Origin of the sequence: Vibrio parahaemolyticus (assembly GCF_900460535.1) — a bacterium.
Lineage (GTDB): Bacteria > Pseudomonadota > Gammaproteobacteria > Enterobacterales > Vibrionaceae > Vibrio > Vibrio parahaemolyticus.
In genome coordinates, this window is the sequence record NZ_UHIL01000001.1 from 2,748,886 (window position 1) to 2,768,915 (window position 20,030).

The 20,030-nt window shown below is 45.4% G+C and carries 19 protein-coding genes; 4 read left to right on the forward strand and 15 right to left on the reverse strand.

Features of this window, described 5'->3' with window-relative positions; translation table 11 throughout:
* Positions 1–151 precede the first annotated feature (151 nt).
* The 5 genes from DYB02_RS14065 to DYB02_RS14085 all read right to left on the reverse strand — a co-directional run bounded on the left by DYB02_RS14065 (position 152) and on the right by DYB02_RS14085 (position 3,824).
* Entirely contained in the window at positions 152–925 is a 774-nt protein-coding gene (locus DYB02_RS14065) for a TatD family hydrolase (RefSeq protein WP_023584076.1), read from the reverse strand.
* Positions 912–1,109, reverse strand: a complete 198-nt coding sequence (locus DYB02_RS25755) for a DUF5363 family protein (protein WP_005456108.1) — start codon at positions 1,107–1,109, stop codon at positions 912–914. The genes DYB02_RS14065 and DYB02_RS25755 overlap by 14 nt, the downstream gene beginning before the upstream one ends.
* Positions 1,110–1,193: 84 nt before the next feature.
* Complete coding sequence (prfC, locus tag DYB02_RS14075; protein ID WP_005456063.1) at positions 1,194–2,783, reverse strand: peptide chain release factor 3; 1,590 nt, start codon at positions 2,781–2,783, stop codon at positions 1,194–1,196.
* Between the two features lie 121 nt (positions 2,784–2,904).
* Positions 2,905–3,360: a ribosomal protein S18-alanine N-acetyltransferase gene (gene rimI, locus DYB02_RS14080; protein WP_005494078.1), complete on the reverse strand. Its 456-nt coding sequence runs from the start codon at positions 3,358–3,360 to the stop codon at positions 2,905–2,907.
* A gap of 65 nt (positions 3,361–3,425) precedes the next feature.
* On the reverse strand, positions 3,426–3,824 hold the full coding sequence (locus tag DYB02_RS14085; RefSeq protein ID WP_005456107.1) for a DNA polymerase III subunit psi: 399 nt from the start codon (positions 3,822–3,824) through the stop codon (positions 3,426–3,428).
* Positions 3,825–3,875: 51 nt separating this feature from the next.
* On the opposite strand from DYB02_RS14085, the gene DYB02_RS14090 reads away from it, so the two are divergent.
* Positions 3,876–4,325 (forward strand): DUF2541 family protein, encoded by a 450-nt coding sequence (locus tag DYB02_RS14090; protein WP_029806946.1) that lies wholly within the window; start codon positions 3,876–3,878, stop codon positions 4,323–4,325.
* 67 nt (positions 4,326–4,392) lie between these two features.
* Here DYB02_RS14090 and DYB02_RS14095 read toward each other — a convergent pair whose 3' ends face one another.
* Positions 4,393–4,896: a GNAT family N-acetyltransferase gene (locus DYB02_RS14095; protein ID WP_029805516.1), complete on the reverse strand. Its 504-nt coding sequence runs from the start codon at positions 4,894–4,896 to the stop codon at positions 4,393–4,395.
* Complete coding sequence (gene ubiT / locus DYB02_RS14100; RefSeq protein WP_005490392.1) at positions 4,880–5,407, reverse strand: ubiquinone anaerobic biosynthesis accessory factor UbiT; 528 nt, start codon at positions 5,405–5,407, stop codon at positions 4,880–4,882. Before ubiT ends, DYB02_RS14095 begins: the two co-directional genes overlap by 17 nt.
* Positions 5,408–5,773: 366 nt before the next feature.
* On the opposite strand from ubiT, the gene DYB02_RS14105 reads away from it, so the two are divergent.
* The 3 genes from DYB02_RS14105 to DYB02_RS14115 all read left to right on the forward strand — a co-directional run bounded on the left by DYB02_RS14105 (position 5,774) and on the right by DYB02_RS14115 (position 9,875).
* Positions 5,774–7,813, forward strand: a complete 2,040-nt coding sequence (locus DYB02_RS14105; RefSeq protein ID WP_005456059.1) for a sensor domain-containing protein — start codon at positions 5,774–5,776, stop codon at positions 7,811–7,813.
* A gap of 149 nt (positions 7,814–7,962) precedes the next feature.
* Entirely contained in the window at positions 7,963–8,976 is a 1,014-nt protein-coding gene (gene ubiU, locus DYB02_RS14110) for a ubiquinone anaerobic biosynthesis protein UbiU (protein WP_005456088.1), read from the forward strand.
* Positions 8,977–8,996: 20 nt separating this feature from the next.
* Positions 8,997–9,875 carry a U32 family peptidase gene (locus DYB02_RS14115; RefSeq protein ID WP_025546674.1) on the forward strand — a complete coding sequence of 293 codons (879 nt, stop codon included), beginning with the start codon at positions 8,997–8,999 and terminating at the stop codon, positions 9,873–9,875.
* 53 nt (positions 9,876–9,928) lie between these two features.
* Here the strand turns inward: DYB02_RS14115 and vmrA are convergent, their stop codons facing one another.
* The 8 genes from vmrA to infB form a co-directional block, all read right to left on the reverse strand.
* Entirely contained in the window at positions 9,929–11,275 is a 1,347-nt protein-coding gene (vmrA, locus tag DYB02_RS14120) for a sodium-coupled multidrug efflux MATE transporter VmrA (protein WP_029805518.1), read from the reverse strand.
* 57 nt (positions 11,276–11,332) lie between these two features.
* Positions 11,333–11,746 (reverse strand): MarR family winged helix-turn-helix transcriptional regulator, encoded by a 414-nt coding sequence (locus DYB02_RS14125; protein WP_024702430.1) that lies wholly within the window; start codon positions 11,744–11,746, stop codon positions 11,333–11,335.
* Positions 11,747–11,842: 96 nt separating this feature from the next.
* Positions 11,843–12,763: a lipoprotein NlpI gene (gene nlpI, locus DYB02_RS14130; RefSeq protein ID WP_005481586.1), complete on the reverse strand. Its 921-nt coding sequence runs from the start codon at positions 12,761–12,763 to the stop codon at positions 11,843–11,845.
* A 180-nt stretch (positions 12,764–12,943) separates the two neighbouring features.
* Positions 12,944–15,079 carry a polyribonucleotide nucleotidyltransferase gene (gene pnp / locus DYB02_RS14135; RefSeq protein ID WP_005456067.1) on the reverse strand — a complete coding sequence of 712 codons (2,136 nt, stop codon included), beginning with the start codon at positions 15,077–15,079 and terminating at the stop codon, positions 12,944–12,946.
* Between the two features lie 354 nt (positions 15,080–15,433).
* Positions 15,434–15,703 carry a 30S ribosomal protein S15 gene (gene rpsO, locus DYB02_RS14140; RefSeq protein ID WP_005456110.1) on the reverse strand — a complete coding sequence of 90 codons (270 nt, stop codon included), beginning with the start codon at positions 15,701–15,703 and terminating at the stop codon, positions 15,434–15,436.
* Between the two features lie 150 nt (positions 15,704–15,853).
* Positions 15,854–16,798 (reverse strand): tRNA pseudouridine(55) synthase TruB, encoded by a 945-nt coding sequence (gene truB, locus DYB02_RS14145; protein ID WP_005456111.1) that lies wholly within the window; start codon positions 16,796–16,798, stop codon positions 15,854–15,856.
* On the reverse strand, positions 16,798–17,193 hold the full coding sequence (gene rbfA / locus DYB02_RS14150; protein WP_005456060.1) for a 30S ribosome-binding factor RbfA: 396 nt from the start codon (positions 17,191–17,193) through the stop codon (positions 16,798–16,800). The genes truB and rbfA overlap by 1 nt, the downstream gene beginning before the upstream one ends.
* Before the next feature lie 114 nt (positions 17,194–17,307).
* The gene (gene infB / locus DYB02_RS14155) at positions 17,308–20,022 is read right to left on the reverse strand and encodes a translation initiation factor IF-2 (protein WP_025537470.1); all 2,715 of its coding nucleotides are present in this window, start codon (positions 20,020–20,022) and stop codon (positions 17,308–17,310) included.
* Positions 20,023–20,030: the final 8 nt, after the last annotated feature.

The following is a 20,030-nucleotide window of genomic DNA, read 5'->3' on the forward strand; positions in this document are numbered from 1 at the left end:
AAAGCGGGGGCAATTATACTCACGCAGAATCAATTAAAGTAATGCCACCCTCACACTTTCTTATAAGATTCATCATTGATTCACCCACCTTTGTGAGTTATCTCACAATAAGCAGGGAAACGTTTTCTATTTCAGACTACATCTTTAGATTTTATTCACAGATAGAGAAAGCAAAATTGCTATTTTCCCACAGCTGAGTGGCAATCGATTGCTTTCGCACACTATGCAACTCTGCGAGCTCATTGAATACATGAATGAGTTTGGCAGGGTGATTCGGCTCCCCTTGATAACCAAGTATAGGCATATCTGGAGCATCTGTTTCTATAACTAGATTTTCGAGTGGTAATCTTTGAATCGCGTCGCGAGTTTTATGGGCTCTCGGATAGGTAATGGTTCCACCAACACCGATGAAAAAACCTAATCTGACCCACTCCATTCCCTGCTGATAACTACCAGCAAACGCGTGCAAAACGCCACCACGAGGTAACTTCGCCGCTTTGACCATTTGAATGAGTCGATTGTGTGCTTTCCGGCTGTGCAAAATGACAGGAAGATTGAAACGCCTTGCCAGCTCAAATTGAGTTTCAAGCGCCCTTTCTTGTAGCTCAGGATCTACGTTAACTGCAAAGTCTAGTCCGCACTCTCCGATTGCCACACACTGTGGCGATTTTTGGTTGAGATAGCGTTCTAGTTCTGAAAGGTGTTGCTCAACGTTATCTTCTAGAAAATACGGATGAAAACCGAGCGCGTAATACAAATTGGCGTGTTGCTCTGCCAACGTTTGAATACGAGCCCAATTTTGCGGGCCGACGGAAGGAATCAGAATTCTTGCGACGCCTTGCGTTTGAGCAAGCTCAAGTTGATGCGCAAAGTCATCTTGAAACACATCAAAATCAAAGTGGCAGTGCGTATCAAAGAACTTCATCTTGAGACTTTTTATCGACGCCAGCAGACGGAGAGTCAGAAAAAGACAGAGCCTCGCCCTTCTCTTCGTTTTGATGGGCAGGATCTTTTCGATATGGGACGCAGCTGCGTTTTTGATCGGGCGTTAATCCCATTTGTTTACACCAATCGTCGTAACGCTTTAACCCACGTTTGAACCAGTTCATTTTTCTTCCTTATATAAAAACGCCCTTGACTAAGTCTATAGCCAAGGGCGATTTAAAATCTAGTTGCTTTAACGCGGCGGTTGATTAGTGCTCGCGAGTCGCACGGAATTCAACGTCTGGGAAGCGTTCTTTTGCAAGGTTCAAGTTAACCATAGTTGGGGCAATGTACGTTAGGTTGTCACCACCATCCAACGCTAAGTTCGCTTGGTTCTTACGCTGGAACTCATCCAGTTTCTTCGCATCGCCACACTCAACCCAACGAGCAGTCGCTACATTAACGCCTTCGTAGATTGCTTCAACGTTGTATTCTGACTTCAAGCGAGCCACAACCACGTCAAACTGAAGCACACCTACCGCACCAACGATCAGATCGTTGTTTTGCAGTGGACGGAATACCTGTACCGCACCTTCTTCAGAAAGCTGAACCAAGCCTTTTAGTAGTTGCTTCTGCTTCAATGGATCTTTCAAACGAATACGACGGAACAATTCAGGCGCAAAGTTTGGAATACCAGAGAACTTCAGTGACTCACCTTGCGTGAAAGTATCACCAATTTGAATAGTGCCGTGGTTATGCAGACCAATGATGTCACCCGCGTAAGCGTGTTCTGCTCGTGAACGGTCACCAGCCATGAAGGTTACCGCATCAGAGATACTTACTTGTTTGCCTAGACGAACGTGGTTCATCTTCATACCTTGAGTGTAAGTACCCGATACGATACGCATGAATGCGATACGGTCACGGTGTTTAGGGTCCATGTTTGCTTGGATCTTGAATACGAAGCCAGAGAACTTATCTTCTGTCGCTTCAACATCACGCTCAACCGCTTGACGCGTTTTCGGCGCTGGCGCCCATTCAGTCAGACCGTCTAGCATATGGTCAACACCAAAGTTACCCAGTGCGGTACCGAAATAAACTGGTGTCAGTTCACCCGTTAGGAACAGTTCTTTATCAAACTCAGGACATGCACCCATTACAAGCTCAAGCTCTTCACGAACGCTTGCCGCTAGGCTTTCACCAACTTTTTCATCAAGCTCTGGGTTATCCAGACCTTTGATGATGCGAACTTCTTGAATTTCATGACCGTGGCCAGATTCATAAAGGATCGTTTCGTCACGGTGAATGTGGTAAACACCTTTAAATTCTTTACCACAGCCGATAGGCCAGGTAATTGGCGCGCACATCATACCCAATTCGTTTTCTACTTCATCCAATACTTCCATTGGATCACGAACGTCACGGTCAAGTTTGTTCATGAAAGTTACGATTGGCGTATCACGCAGACGTGTTACTTCCATTAGCTTACGAGTACGATCCTCGACACCTTTCGCCGCATCGATAACCATCAAACACGAGTCAACTGCCGTCAGAGTACGGTAAGTATCTTCTGAGAAGTCTTCGTGTCCTGGAGTATCAAGCAGGTTTACTAGGCAATCGTTGTACGGGAACTGCATCACAGAAGTGGTTACCGAGATACCACGTTCCTTTTCCATTTCCATCCAGTCAGATTTTGCGTGCTGTGCATTACCACGACCTTTTACAGTACCTGCTTTTTGGATCGCGTTTCCGAATAAAAGGACTTTTTCGGTAATGGTTGTTTTACCCGCATCCGGGTGAGAAATAATAGCGAACGTTCTACGTTTAGAAACTTCGCTTAGAAAAGGTGTATTTGACATGAAACTGGTCTTCTTTGATGTCTGAATGCCTGCTGAAAAGCAAACACGCTTTTTGTAGATTCAATTTTGCGCGGTATTCTCGCCTATTATTGCTTTAGGGGCAACTTCCCGAGTAGTGCGTCTAGTTAAAGAAGAGATAACTCATGATGATCGCGTCTTCTTTTCCATTGCCTGTTTTGGCAGGATAATAATCATAACGACGATCCACTTCGTTAAAACCAGCTTGCTCATAAATATGAATCGCAGGATGGTTACTTTCTCTTACTTCTAGCCACGCGCTGTCTGCTTTGGCTTGCTCACAGTGATTCAGAAAGGCATCCAATAACTTTTGACCGTAGCCTTTTCCTTGTAGCGCAGGGGCAACCGCAATATTGAGTAACGTCACTTCACCCACAATATTTTGTGCATAAAAGTAGCCAACTACCGAGCCATCTTCAACCATCACATGATGGCACGCACCGCGACTCGACAAATCGCGCACTAACGACTCTGCCCATGGGTGAGAATGTGCTTGCTGTTCAATTTGCCAAACTTGCTCCACATGCTCACTGCACATTGGGAGAATTTCAATCGTCATGATTTAACCTATTAGGTCGAAATACCGCGCCACAATAGAGCTTGGTATTCGATCTTTTACAAACGTTACGAGTAAGAACAAATTTGCTGCCAAAGTGCGCGTTTTTGTTCATTGTTGCCATCAATGTCTTGCAATAACGGCGAGGTTAGCTGCTTAGCATTTTCCATGCTGTTACTTTCACAGCCTGCAAACCATACCCACTCCAACTGATGTTCACCAAGCATTGCAAGGCGCTCAGGCTCGATATGCATGGCTTGTTCAAGCGTTAACTTCATACTTTTAAGTATCTTCTCGAACAGTATCGCTGTCTCATTCGTAGGACAGATGGGTGAGACCAGCAGAAGTTTGCAAGAACTTGGCAAATCTATAGTTGGCGGTTGATAGCCTGCCAACCTTTCTGGATGAATCAACTCCCACGAGGTGATTCCCATTTCGTGTAAATACTGTTTCTCGTTAATTGACATTTTTCGTCACCTGTTTGAACGAGGCAATCCTATCAAAAAGTCAGAGGTGTTATGAAGCTTTTCCAATCACTCTTTACTGTGATGATGGTAGCGACCATCAGTTTTTCCACATTTGCGAGCAGCAATAATGATGACTGGGAGCTGATCGCAACCAAGACCGTCAACTTCCAAACGGAGACAGACACCGTTACGCCAAATAGTCTGCTCAAAAACCGTAACTTCAGTAAAATCAAAATAAAGTGCATTCAAGGCACCGTCGATTTAAAAGACATCAAAGTCACCATGACCGACGGCAGCGATAAAAAACTCACATCAATGGGCACGCTCACCAACGGAATGTCAACGCGAGCTTGGACACTACCAGGAGCGGAGGACGCGAAACTTAAGCACCTTGAAATGAAATACAGCAGTTGGGGAAATATGAAGCTCGACGTGTTGGGTGTCAGCAAAAAAGCAAAAGTCGAAATCTGGGGCAAAAAAAGAACCAAAAACGCTCAATAAACGTCATGCTTGTCGATTGACTGATGAAAAGCAAACAGCCCGCTATTTCAGCGGGCTGTTTCAGTATTTAAAGCTCTGAGAACTCAGGCGCGTAATCAATACGTCCAGAACGTCCTGCACATTGGCCCTCGACGAGTTCAGCTACTCGAAACGTACCTTCAGGCACATCCCAAGCGCATTCAAAGCCCATCTCTTCACCAGCATTGAAACCTTGTCGTGCATAGTAGTTAGGTTCACCCAACACGACACAGACTGGATAACCGAAATCACGCAGAGATTCGAAACCTTCTTTAATGAGTTCAGCACCAATGCCTTGACGGCGATAGTCCTCATGAACAGCCAATGGTGCAAGCCCTTGCCACGACAAATCTTCACCATTTAATGTAACTGGGCTAAATAAAGCATGGCCAATTACCTCACCTTCATCCGTACACGCCACCAGCGACAAGGTCAGCTTGCCGTTTTCACGTAAACGCATCACCAAGTTGGCTTCTGCATCGGTTGGAAACGCATGTTTCAATAGGCGGTCAATGGTCAGAATGTCCGCAGGGGCTTCAGTTCGAATAAGCATTCGCTACTCCGGGTTGTTGTGCAGGCTCTTGAACCCCTTTTTGGACAAAGTCAGCCAGTTGGTTCAGCGCTACTTGCATTGCTTTTGGTAACTGCTCTAAGTCGACACTGTCCATCAAGTTTTTCACTTCTAAGCCAAGCTCAGTGTCACCTTCAATTGAAAGGCGACGTTGGAAGAACAGCGTATCAGGGTCTTCTTTACGACCAGCAATCAGTACTAGGTCGTTTAGATTACCACTAAAACTCACATCTTCCTGAACTGGTTTTTCAGCGACGACTAATTTTTCATCTTGATAGCTGATGTACCATGCTAAGTTCAAGTCTTTAATCGCAACTTTTAACCACTTGTCTTCAAGGAATTCAAAGTCGCCATCTTCTAACGCTTCTTTGAATACCATTTTCAGCCCTTCAAGCAAGGCTTTTTGTTGAACTGTTTGTGGTAATAACTGGACTGGAGAACGCAAAATGTTGGCTGCGTTCTTTACTAGTTGACTGCGAATCTTGTTTAACACGTTCATTATCCGTTACTTTGTCATTAGGTCGCTCATATTACGCAATCGCACCACCGCGATACCTGTTATGTATCAATAAACTGTTTGTTTTCAGTTGGTGGTTTATTGTCCACTAACGTGTCGTTTTTTGACCTTACGTGTATTATTGATGCGAACAGCTTGATAAACGCTTTAATAACCGTATTTTCAAAGTTATAGTTATCCGAGCGTATCCTCGTGATATCAAGTCACAGAATAAAGCCGAGTCAACCACTTAAAAATGACTCACTATGCAGGCTTGAGAAGCACGGCGGCATATTCGCCAGGGTAGCGCTTTTGATTACACGGACGAATTAATCTGGCTCATTGGAGATCGGTAATACCCTAATGCCTTCCCAGCAATTACAACATTGGTTTGCCACGCTAACCTCAAATAGCCCTTTCTTTTTTGCTATTCTTGATAAAAAACACAATTATCGAATGGTGAGTGACCGCTATTGTGATATTGCCGGCTTAAATCATGAAGAAATCATCGGGTTAAACGATTGCCAGGTGCTAGGTGAGCAGTTTTATAAGAAGCTGGCACCTTACTACCAACGCGCATTCAAAGGCGTGCATGTCGAAGCTGAAATTACCTTAGATGAAACCGATTTAGAGACCAGCCTTCACTTTAGTTTGTCACCAGTGTATGAAGGTAACGAGGTACGTTTCGTGGTGTTTCACGCCGTCGACACCTCCGAAAAGCAAATACTTGTCCGCTCTCTGGAAGAAGCCGAAAACAAATTTGCCAAGCTGACCCAACTATTGCCCGATGGCCTGCTGCTGATTGAAGATGACACCATCATCTCAGCAAACCCTGCCTCGGCTCGTCTGCTTGGGCTTAACTCCCCTCACGAGCTACTCGGTGAAGAGCTCTCTCGCTTGTTCATCGACGAAAACACCAAAAAAGTTTTCAGTCACCGACTCAGCACGCTTATTTCGGACAAACCGTTTGTTTGCCTGACTAGCGCGCGTTGCGGATTTGAGCGCAAAGTCCAATTGCATGCGGACTCGACGGCAATTCTAGGCAGTGAATCTCAAATTATTCTTATCCAAGATGCGGATGACACACCAAAACACTTGTCGTCGGCCTCCAGTGAAGATTCTCATATCGACTCTTTAACCAAACTGTATAACCGATTTGGTTTCACCAAGCGCCTAGAACAACTGATCAAAAGCCAAACACCGCTATTGGTGTTTTACCTCGATATCGATAACTTTAAGAACATTAATGACTCGCTGGGTCATCACATCGGTGACAAAGTCATCCAAGAAGTTTCTGCACGTTTAAAACGACTGCTGCCAAACCAAGCGATTATCGGCCATCTTGGCGGTGATGAGTTCGGCATCATCCTTCCTGAGCCAGAAAACTCGCGCATGGCAGAAGTGTTATCAGATCGCATTATTTCTTTGATAAACCAACCTTTTGATCTGCACCACTTCAGTAAACGTCTTGCTTGCTCAATCGGTAGCGTCCGCTATCCGGAAGATGGGCAGGATGCTCGTATCTTGCTACAAAACGCCGATACCGCGATGTACGAAGCCAAAGATCGCGGACGAAACCGTCTGATCAAATTCAATGACCAAATGAACAAAGAAGCGCGTATGCGTTTGTGGCTCGAAATCGAACTGCAAAAAGCCCTGCAGCAAAATGGTCTTGAAGTTTGGTATCAACCCAAAGTGAACGCCCGTGATTTCAGTATCAATGGCGCAGAGGCTTTAGTACGTTGGAAACATCCGGTTGAGGGCTACATTAGCCCAGGATCATTTATTCCTGTGGCGGAACGAGCAGGTTTGATTGAGCATCTGGGTCGCGTGGTGATGCGTGATGTATTCAACACCGTAAAACGCTGGAAACAACAAGGCATTTTGCCGGGTCGCGTCGCGATCAACTTGTCTCCAGAACAGTTTGGCAACCCTCAGTTGATCGACTTTATGGAGAAGCTGCTGCGCACAACCGAACTTGATCCAAGTTGCATCACGTTTGAGCTAACGGAAAGCGCGGTGATGAGTGACAGCGAACATACGCTGCAAATGCTGAATGCGATTAAAAAGTTGGGCTTTGCTTTGTCGATCGACGACTTTGGTACTGGGTATTCCTCACTGTCGTATTTAGCTCGTTTCCCGATTGATGAACTAAAAATCGACCGTGCATTCATTAATGACATTGACGCCCTGCCAAAACAGGTGACCGTCATCGAGAACATCATCAACTTGGGCAAATCTTTGGAACTAACGGTCGTTGCAGAAGGCGTAGAAACGCATCAGCAAGCTACTTTACTTTCCAACCTTCAATGTAACTCGATTCAAGGTTTTCATTTCTACCGACCTCAACCAAAACATGAAATCGAAGAGTTGTTTGTGCAAAACCGCCGCCACAAAAACTGATCCCCCTACTTCGCCAAATCAAACCTTTACCCCTACTCTCAAGGGGTAAATATTGAGTTTATTGAGCTAAACCTAACTTAGGTCAAATTAGCTATTCATAATTCTTCATAAAATGCGGGCACCTTTTCCTTCTCTATGATTGTGAGCATATGGAACTCTTGTGTCCTGCGGGTAACCTGCCTGCGCTAAAAACCGCGATTGATTGCGGTGCAGATGCCGTGTACATCGGCTTCAAAGACGATACCAACGCGCGTCACTTTGCTGGTTTGAACTTCAACGGTAAAAAGCTAGAAAAGGCCGTGCAATATGTGCATGACCACAACAAAAAGATCCACGTTGCACTCAATACCTTTGCTCATCCAAACGGTTTTGAACGCTGGACAAACGCCGTCGATAACGCAGCGGCATTGGGCGTAGATGCACTGATTGTCGCTGACATTGCTGTTCTTGAGTACGCTGCTCGCAAATACCCTGAGCTTGAGCTGCACCTTTCCGTGCAAGCTTCTGCTACCAACGTAGCTGCGATTGACTTCTACAAGCAAAACTTCAACGTTAAACGTGTGGTATTGCCTCGCGTGTTGTCCATTCATCAGGTGAAACAACTGTCGCGCAACATCACCAGTGATGTCGAGCTGGAAGTATTTGCGTTTGGCAGTCTGTGCATCATGTCTGAAGGTCGTTGTTACTTGTCGTCTTACATGACGGGTGAATCACCAAATACGGTCGGAGCCTGCTCTCCAGCGAAATACGTGCGCTGGCAAGAAACTGAACAAGGCTTGGAGTCTCGATTAAACAACATTTTGATCGACCGTTACTGCGCGGGTGAAAACGCAGGCTATCCAACGCTTTGTAAAGGCCGCTTTGAAGCTGAAATTGAAGGCGAGAAAAAACGTTACCACGCGCTGGAAGAACCAACCAGTTTAAATACTCTCTCTATGCTTCCTGAACTGTTTGCAGCAAACGTAGCGTCGGTAAAAATTGAAGGCCGTCAACGCAGCCCTGCCTATGTAGAGCAAGTTACTCGCACTTGGCGCGCAGCAATTGATCGTTACCAAGCAAACCCAGAAGCTTACCAAGTCGAAGCAGCTTGGGATGCCGCCCTGGCGAACGTTTCTGAAGGTACGCAAACCACGCTGGGTGCATACCACCGTAAATGGCAGTAGAGGTTAAGATGGAAAATTCAATGAAATACGCACTTGGCCCACTGCTGTACTTCTGGCCAAAACAAGATATCGAAGCATTTTACTTACAAGCGAAAGAAAGCTCGGCAGACATTATCTACTTGGGTGAAACCGTTTGTTCAAAACGTCGCGAGATGAAACCTGCTCATTGGTTCGATATTGCCAAAGACCTATCGGCATCCGGTAAGCAAGTGGTGCTTTCCACCATGGCATTGTTGGAAGCACCAAGCGAAGTCAATATCATGAAGAAGTATATCGATAATGGTGACTTTGCGATTGAAGCAAATGACGTGTCCGCAGTTCAACTGGCGTCTGAACACAAAGTCCCATTTGTCGTTGGCCCAGCAATTAACACTTACAACGCACACACCTTGAACCTGTTTTTAAAACAAGGGATGACTCGTTGGTGTATGCCGGTTGAGCTATCTCGTGAATGGCTAAGCGATACTCTGACACAATGTGAAGACTTAGGGATTCGTAACAAATTCGAAGTCGAAGTCTTTAGCCACGGCTATTTGCCATTAGCCTACTCGGCTCGCTGCTTCACGGCGCGTGCAGAAAATAAAGCGAAGGATGATTGCGAAACTTGCTGCATCAAATACCCAACCGGTATCCAAGTAAGCAGCCAAGAGGGACAAGAAGTCTTCAACTTAAATGGCATCCAAACGCAATCGGGCTACTGTTACAACCTGATCAACGATCTGCCAAGCATGCAAGGACTCGTTGATGTCGTTCGCTTGAGTCCATTAGGCGTAAGTACCTTCTCAGAATTGGATCGCTTCCGTTCTAACGAGCAAGGCTCAGACCCAGACAAACTATCAAGCCGCCAATGCAACGGTTACTGGCATCAATTGGCTGGCTTAGAAGTGAAGAACATTTAACTCTTCCGACAAAGTAAAAAGCGAGGCACTAGCCTCGCTTTTCTGCTACCAACTTAAGACGCTTGGATGCTCGGTTCTACTGGGCTATCCACCATCAACTTTTTGATATCACGCCAAAGCATACTCATCACAACCAGACTTAACGCAATGTTGGATAGCGGGAATGCAATCCAAATGCCTGTCACACCCAACAGTTTTGGCATGATGAACAAGAACGGCAGTTGGATAAGCATATTGCCCACCGTCACAAACATCGCCTTACTGCCTTTGTTGACCGATTGATAGTAAGCCCCTGCTACCACTAAGAAACCATCCAGAAACAGTGCGAACATGTGGAGACGAATTCCCACCACAGCACTTTCGATAAGCTGCTGATCCGCGTCATTAAAGACGGATACGAGCTGGTACGGGAAAAGGTTCATCAATACCACGAACACAACACCACCTAAAACCGATGTCCCCATAGCAATTTGTAGCAACTTACGAATGTTATCTTGATTTCGTGCGCCATGGTTGTAGCTCACCAAAGGCTGCATACCATTGGCAATGCCTTCCGCCACGAGATAATAGACCGTCACGATATAGCCTAAAATGGCGTAAGCGCCGATCAAAAGCGGGCTGCCGTATTGTGCGAATAACGCGTTGTGCAGAGCTACCATCGTTGAGCCATAAGCGTACATAAAAAAGCTGGATGTCCCGATAAGCACAATTTTAGGAATAGCATCCAATTGCAATTTCAACTCTCTAAATGTCAGACGTAACTTCGCTTTAGAAGAGAAGAAGTAGCCCACACCTAGCACGGTGACAACCATCTGTGCCAATGCGGTCGCAATAGCCGCTCCTGTTAGCTCCCAGTTCATCCAAGCAATGAAAACATAGTCCAACACAATGTTAATGATTGCACCTATCACCATCAAAATTGTGGCTAAGTTAGGGCTGTTGTCGTTACGTAGCAAAAATGGAACCGCAATAGAACCAAGTGAAAAAATACACGCGACGATTAATATCTGGAGATATTGCAAGCCTAACTCGTACACTCGTCCCTGAGCGCCTTGCCAACGAATAAAGTCATCAGCAAAGAAAAACAGAATCGTTGCGACAATAGGCATCAAGGCCAACAAAAATAGCAAGCCTGTGGTTAAGACCCGTTTCGCACCTTGTTGATCTTGCTCTCCTTGCTTGATGGAAGTCAGGGCTCCCGTTCCCACACCAACCATCATCCCTATTCCCAGAATGCTACCAATCACTGGCCAAGCGACATTGATGCCCGCCAATCCGTCAGCGCCGACGTAACGGCCAATAAAAATACCGTCGACGACTTGGTACAGCCCATTGACCAACATGGCTGCGACAGTTGGAATGGTATATTTCCAAAACTGTTTATAAATGGAGTTTTGCATGATTCTCACCAATAGTTAGCAAAGCTAACTAAATAGTTAAATAAATGAATTTTTGAGTTAATTTCCAAGCGCTTTATTGAGTAGCGACTGCAATTGTTTGGCTTCTTGTTCGTTTAGCTTTAGCATCATTTGATCCGAAATATCCTTATAAACAATTTGTTCTAAAGACATTTTTTCAGCGACCTCTTCCGTCAATAAGACACGCTTTGCGCGAGCATCTTCATTGCAAGCAATACGCTTCACTAACCCTTTCTTTTCTAAACGCACCACCATATTGGAGGCCGAAGGTTTGGTTACCTGTAACTCGTCGGCAAGATCAGTAATACGAACGCCTTCAGGAAACACCTGAATTACGCGTAAGTAATCAAATTCGTTAAAGCTAAGATGAGACAATGGATCTTCTTTAGCGTAAACACGCCAAGCTTTGGCGCAAAAACGCTCCAAATCGATCAAACTCTCTTCTAAAGCCATAAAGATTTACCAATTAGTTAGCAAGGCTAACTATTCTAAAGCGAGTTATCTCAATCATCAAGCGTAAAAAAGCCGCTTATGGAAGCGGCTTTATTATTATTGTTGTTCTTGTTGCTCGGCGGCTTTTAGCTTGGCCAACCTATCTTGCTGAAGTTGGTCATAAATTTGTGCTAACTCCAAGAAAGAGTAACGATGCTCAACGTACTCGTACACATTCAACGAAATGGCGAGCTTATACAACGAAATCGCGCTGGCGATGTCACCTTCCAATTGATGACGTTTACCGAGATAAAAATAGGTTTCCGTCAATCGCTGAGCAAGGCGATAGTTTTCTCGCGTCCCATCCATAATCGCAGCAAGAGCCGCTTCATCAGAAACATCGCGTAGCATAAGAGCGACTAACACCCAACCCCATTCTTCACTGCGATCTTGTTGGTAACGCTGCTGAAGGTTTGCTTTTGCTTGCTCAGGGTTTTGATCCGCTTCAATGATGTATAACCACAATGCGCGAAATGGATCGCTTGGCATCTCTTGATAATGCTTGGTCATATCTTCCAAGGCCAAATCAATACGACCGCCGTAGTATAGCGCTATCGCCCGATTACGCTCTGCGTAAGAGTTATCTGGTGCAAGTTCGAGTGTTGAATCAAATGCTTCGTATGCCGCATCAAACTCTCCAACCTGAGTAAAGTAAACGCCGAGAAGATTAAATATATCTGGCTGAGCTGGGTTCAACTGCAATGATTGGTTGAAATCCAAACGAGCAAGGTCACGCAAGCCAACACTGTCGTAGTAATTACCACGTTCATAGTGCATTTTGGCACGCACTTCATCGCTGAGATCAGGGCGCTGCAGTAGTTGTGATAAACGCGCAATTTGAACTTCTTGTTGAACGCTCGGTTGTAAAGGCACAGCCATTGGTGGGTAAAGCCACTTCAGAGCTGAATGCTGAGAAGTATTTGCACAACCGGTCAGCGCGATAGCAACACATAAACTTGCGGTTTGAAACCATTTCACTAATTGATACTCCTGTTTGGACCGCCTTGGGTCTGTTTCCTTAATGCACTATAGGATAAATAACCTCATTTGAGGTCAAACTCCTCGAAACAGGCCAAAAAAAAGGGAGCGAAAATGCTCCCCTTTATAGCATGCTTTCAGGCTCTTAAGCTAATAAAAGACCGAAAGGCGAGTTTCAGATTACTCTTCTTTCGCTGCTGGTGCTTCTGCCGCTGCTTCTTCAGCAGGCTTCTCTACCGCTTCTTTCATGCTTAGACGTACACGGCCTTGACGGTCGATTTCAAGAACTTTAACTTGAACTTCTTGACCTTCAGTTAGGTAGTCAGACACTTTCTCAACGCGTTTTTCAGCGATTTGAGAAATGTGTACTAGACCATCTTTACCTGGTAGAACCGTTACAAACGCACCAAAGTCAGCTAGACGAGCCACTTTACCAGTGTAGATACGGCCTACTTCAACTTCAGCAGTGATCTCTTCGATACGGCGGATAGCTTCTTTCGCTGCAGCACCTTCAGTTGCTGCAATCTTGATTGTACCGTCGTCTTCGATTTCGATAGTTGTACCAGTCTCTTCAGTTAGAGCACGGATAACTGCACCACCTTTACCGATAACATCTTTGATCTTCTCTGCGCTGATCTTCATTGTGTGGATACGCGGAGCGAACTCAGAGATATCGTCACGAGCACCAGCAAGCGCTTCATCCATTACAGATAGGATGTGCTTACGTGCGCCTTGTGCTTGGTTAAGCGCAATTTGCATGATCTCTTTAGTGATACCTTCGATCTTGATGTCCATTTGAAGTGCAGTAACACCGGTGCTAGTACCTGCTACTTTAAAGTCCATGTCACCTAGGTGGTCTTCGTCGCCAAGGATGTCAGAAAGAACAACAAAGTCATCGCCTTCTTTCACAAGACCCATCGCGATACCCGCAACAGATGCTTTGATTGGCACACCAGCATCCATAAGTGCTAGAGATGTACCACATACAGACGCCATTGAAGATGAACCGTTAGATTCCGTGATTTCTGATACAACGCGAACTGTGTATGGGAACTCGTCAACAGATGGCATTACAGCTGCGATACCACGCTTAGCCAGTTTACCGTGGCCGATTTCACGACGCTTAGGAGAACCTACGAAACCAGTCTCACCCACACAGTATGGAGGGAAGTTGTAGTGTAGTAGGAAGTGATCTTTACGCTCACCAGTTAGCTCATCGATGATTTGTGCATCACGTTGAGTACCTAGAGTAGCTGTCACTAGAGCCTGAGTTTCACCACGAGTGAATAGCGCAGAGCCGTGTGTACGTGGAAGAACACCAGTGCGTACGTCTAGCGCACGAACCATGTCTTTCTCACGACCATCGATACGAGGGTTACCCGCGATGATGCTACGACGTACAACAGTCTTCTCTAGATCGTGGAAGATTGTGTGGATTTCTTTAGTATCCGCTTCAGGATCTTGAGCAAGCAGTGCTTCGTTTACTTCTGCTGCAATCTCATGGATGCGGTCGTAACGAGCCATTTTCTCAGTGATTTGGTAAGCCTCAACAAGCTTAGCTTCAGCAAGTTCAGCAATCTTAGTCTTAAGTGCTGTATTTTCTTCTGGAGCAACCCAATCCCAAGCTGGAGTAGCAACTTCAGCTTTGAACTCGTTGATAGCATTGATTACAACTTGTTGTTGATCGTGACCGAACACAACTGCTGCTAGCATTTCTTCTTCAGTTAGGTTGTCAGCTTCTGACTCAACCATTAGTACCGCAGACTCTGTACCTGCAACCACTAGATCTAGACGCGATGCGTTTAGCTCAGTTTGGCTAGGGTTAAGAACTAGCTGACCATCGATGTGACCAACACGTGCTGCACCGATAGGACCATTGAATGGAATACCAGAGATAGCAAGAGCCGCAGATGTACCAATCATTGTTGGGATATCTGGTTGAACGTCTGGGTTTACAGATACAACCGTTGCAATAACTTGCACTTCATTTTTGAACGCGTCCGGGAATAGTGGACGGATTGGACGGTCGATTAGACGAGCTGTTAGCGTTTCGCCTTCAGATGGACGACCTTCACGTTTGAAGAAGCCTCCTGGGATTTTACCTGCAGCGTAAGTACGCTCTTGGTAGTTTACAGTTAGTGGGAAGAAATCTTGACCCGCTACTGCTTCTTTTTTACCAACAACTGAAACGAATACTGCTGTATCGTCCATTGTAACCATAACTGCTGCTGTAGCTTGACGTGCGATAACGCCAGTTTCTAGAGTAACCGTGTGGTTACCGTACTGGAACGTTTTAACAACTGGTTTTTCGAACATTGTTATTCCTTGTTTCTAAGCGCACCGATAAATAGCCGCTTAGGTGTGTTAATAAACACTCAAGGCATTACGAATCGCGACTAGTGAAAAGAAACTTACCTAAATTTCTTTTTAATAGCCGCGACCTTTTGGTCGACGAGGTTGACTGTAATGCTATGAGTTTAATAAAAATCTAATATACCAGACTAAACAGCGACTAATCACTCATCTAGAACGGTATCAAAAGATTAAGCCGCCAGTATTATAACGGCTTAAGGATGATTTGGCTAAGCTATAGCAGTCAAAAAATAAATTAGGGGCAACAAAAAAGGGGCTAAAAGCCCCTTTTTTGACAAACTGCTATGCAGTCGCTTATTAGCGACGTAGGCCTAGACGCTTGATTAGGTCTTGGTAGCGAGCTAGATCTTTACCTTTTAGGTAATCTAGAAGCTTACGACGGCGAGAAACCATACGTAGAAGACCACGACGGCTGTGGTGATCGCCTTTGTGAGCTTTGAAGTGACCTTGTAGGTGGTTGATAGAAGCTGTAAGTAGAGCTACTTGAACTTCTGGTGAACCAGTGTCGCCTTCAGATTGTGCGTATTCTGCAACGATTGCTGCTTTAGTTTCTGCATTCAGAGACATAATTCTCTCCTAATAAGAGTAAGTTAATGTTTGTGCCAGCCAATCTCTGATTCAGCCGACACGAGAAGCGCGAATTATAAGGAAGTTTGCTTATAGGCGCAATATAAAAATACCGGCCTAAATGCCGGTATTTTTCAAGTGAGATAGAGATTACTCTTCGTCGCGGAAAACGACTAAACGTTTTGGTGCGATCTTACCATCATCGTTCATTTCACCAACACCGATAAACAAACGCTCTTCGCCCATAGTCAGGCGCAGAGCCCCCTGCTCTGGTGCACCTAATACTTGAACCGGTTGGCCATGCTGAACCATATCTGCTAATTCAGGAATTAGGTTTACTTCTGGCAAGTCTTCAACTGCAGTGTCCATTGGCATAAGCAGTGGATCGAGCAACTCGCGAGGAGCGATTTCTTCACGATGAGCTTGCTCAAGTAGCTCATTAAGCTGCTCAAGAGTCACCATTTTCTCGTAAGGGTACTTGGCTACAGCTGTGCGGCGCAGCATAGTTACGTGAGCACCACAACCGAGCATTTCGCCCAAGTCATCGACGATAGTACGAATGTAAGTGCCTTTTGAACAGTGCACCTCCATCTCAACTTCATCACCTTCAAAACGGTGAAGAATGATTTCGTATACCGTAATTTTACGAGACTCACGTGGAACTTCGATACCTTTACGAGCGTACTCGTACAGAGGTTTGCCTTGGTATTTCAAAGCAGAAAACATCGAAGGCACTTGGTCAGATTCGCCACGGAACTTCTCGATACTCGCCTCTAGTTTCTCGAGAGTCACATCTACTGGACGCGTTTCTACCACTTCACCATCAGAGTCTGAAGTGTTAGTACGTTCGCCAAGTTTCGCGATCACGCGATAGCGTTTGTCTGAATCCAGTAGGAACTGAGAAAACTTGGTTGCTTCACCTAAACAGATCGGCAACATACCCGTCGCTAGAGGGTCCAACGCACCAGTGTGACCCGCTTTCTCAGCAAAGTAGATTCGCTTTACTTTTTGCAGTGCATCATTGGAAGAGATACCTGTTGGTTTATCCAACAAGATAACACCATTAATTGGACGACCTTTACGACGACGAGCCATTATTCTTCGTCCTCACGGCCAGAGTTCTTTTGCTTCTGCTTGTCTGAGTTAACCACTTCGGTTACTAGGTTAGACATACGCATACCTTCTACGAGCGTGTTGTCGTAGTAGAAGCGGATTTCTGGAGTTAGACGCAGACGAATACGCTTACCAAGCATCATGCGAATGTGAACTTCATGCTCACGTAGTGCCGCTAGGCATGATTCTGGTGTTTGCTCACCTACACATAGGAAAGTCACGAACACTTTTGCGTAAGCAAGGTCACGAGAGACTTCCACATCGGAAATGGTAACCATACCCAAACGTGAATCACGAACTTCACGTTGAAGGATCATTGCTAATTCTTTTTGCAGCTGCTGTGCAACACGCTGCGTGCGGCTAAATTCTTTTGACATATCTTTTCTCTTATATAGAAAGAATGGGGGGTTGGTCAAAGCCAGCCCCCCATGGTGTATTCAACAACCAATTACTACTTATCTATCAAAGATAATATGAGTAATTTTAGTCAATTAGTCTAGAGTACGTTGAATTTCAACGATTTCGAATACTTCGATTTGGTCACCAACGCGAACGTCATTGTAGTTCTTAACGCCGATACCACATTCGTAGCCATTCTTAACTTCTTGAACGTCATCTTTAAAGCGACGTAGTGACTCTAGTTCACCTTCGTAAATAACAACGTTATCACGTAGAACACGGATAGGGTTGTTGCGCTTAATTAGACCTTCAGTAACCATACAGCCAGCGATTGCGCCCAGTTTCGGTGACTTAAACACGTCACGAACTTCAGCAAGACCAATGATCTCTTGCTTGAATTCTGGAGCAAGCATACCGCCCATTGCCTGTTTCACTTCGTCAATCAATTGGTAAATGATTGAGTAGTAACGTAGGTCAACTGCTGCGGCTTCAACTGCACGACGAGCAGATGCATCAGCACGTACGTTAAAGCCAAGAATGATTGCGTTTGAAGCTTCTGCTAGTACTACGTCAGTCTCAGTAATACCACCAACACCAGAACCAACGATGTTCACTTTCACTTCGTCAGTCGATAGTTTCAGTAGTGAGTCTGCGATAGCTTCTACAGAACCTTGAACGTCAGCTTTAAGAACAACGTTAAGTTCGGCAACTTCACCGGCAGTCATGTTAGAGAACATGTTCTCTAGTTTAGATTTCTGCTGACGAGCAAGTTTCACTTCACGGAACTTACCAGCACGGTAGTTAGCAACTTCACGCGCTTTACGTTCATCACGTACTACAGTAGCTTCGTCACCTGAAGCTGGCACACCTGAAAGACCAAGGATCTCTACAGGAATAGACGGGCCTGCTTCTGTGATTTCTTGACCTAGTTCGTCGCGCATTGCACGAACACGGCCGTACTCTTGACCACAAAGTACGATGTCGCCTTTATGTAGCGTACCAGATTGAACTAGTACTGTAGCAACTGGACCACGACCTTTATCAAGACGAGATTCAACTACCACACCAGACGCCATACCTTCTTTCACAGCTGTAAGTTCTAGAACTTCAGATTGAAGAAGGATTGCTTCTAGCAGACCATCAATGTTTGTACCCTGTTTTGCAGAGATGTGAACGAACATGTTCTCACCGCCCCATTCTTCAGGGATTACGTCGTATTGAGCTAGCTCATTCTTAACGTTGTCTGGGTTCGCATCTTCTTTATCGATCTTGTTCACAGCAACAATCAAAGGAACGCCTGCCGCTTTCGCGTGCTGGATCGCTTCTACTGTTTGTGGCATTACGCCATCATCTGCTGCAACTACAAGAACAACGATATCTGTCGCTTGAGCACCACGAGCACGCATAGCAGTAAACGCCGCGTGTCCAGGAGTATCAAGGAACGTGATCATACCGTTTTCAGTTTCAACGTGGTAAGCACCGATGTGCTGTGTAATACCACCCGCTTCGCCTGAAGCAACGTGTGTACGACGGATGTAGTCAAGTGTTGACGTTTTACCGTGGTCAACGTGACCCATGATCGTTACAACTGGAGCACGAGGTACTGATTCAGCATTAGTATCGCGGTCAGATAGTACTGCTTCTTCCAGTTCGTTCTCTTTACGAAGAACAACTTTGTGACCCATTTCTTCAGCAACAAGCTGTGCTGTTTCTTGGTCGATCACTTGGTTGATAGTCGCCATAGCGCCCATCTTCATCATCACTTTGATAACTTCTGTCGCTTTAACCGACATCTTGTTAGCAAGTTCTGAAAGAACAATTGTTTCGCCAATCACAACATCTTGCTTAGCAACAGTTGCCGACTTATCAAAGCCGTGCTGCATTGATGTTGGTTTAGCTAGCTTACCTTTACGGCCGCCTTTACCGCCACGTTGGCTACGACCGCTATTGCGTGCCTGCTCGTCTTTAGTCGAAGGTTTTTTCTTCTTCTTATTACGACGACCGGCTTCTTCTTTGCGATCTGCTTCATCTTCGGCTTCACGTGCGTATTGTGAAGTCGTTACATGGTAATCTGTATCTTCCATATCACCCTTTTTCTCTTCTGCAGCAGACCAACGCTCTTTATTCTTTTCAGCCAATTCGCGAGCTTCCTCAAGCTTGCGCTGACTTTCCTCTTCAGCCTTACGCTTAGCTTCTTCTTCCTGACGACGTTTAAGCTCGTCGGCCTCTTTTCGCGCTGCTTCTTGCTTAATTTTCTCTTCAGCATCACGTTTTGCTTTTTCTTCAGCATTACGTTGTGCATTCGTATCTGCGTCGCGCTTCGCTTTTTCTTCAGCTTCGCGTTTCGCTTTTTCTTCCGCTTCACGTTTTACAGCATCTTCAGCTTCACGTTTTGCAGCTTCTTCAGCTTCACGCTTAGCAGTTTCCTCTGCTACGCGTTTTGCTTCTTCTGCTTCACGTTTTGCTACTTCTTCTGCTTCGCGCTTAGCTTCATCTTCAATTGTGCTACGCTTCACGTATGTACGTTTTTTGCGCACCTCAACCTGAACATTCTTACTCTTACCACCACCCGCATTCACACTAAGTGTACTACGAGTTTTACGCTGAAGCGTTAGGCGAGTCGGCTCTGCATCACCAGATTTATCACCGTGTTCTTTCTTTAGATGAGAGAGAAGCTTTTGCTTCTCTTCATCAGTTACATTGTCAGAGCTCGCCTTTTTCATGCCAGCGTCAGCAAGTTGTTCAATCAAGCGGTCGACTGGCGTACCAATCTCATCACTCAGTGCTTTAACTGTTAATTGTGTCATGCCGCTTT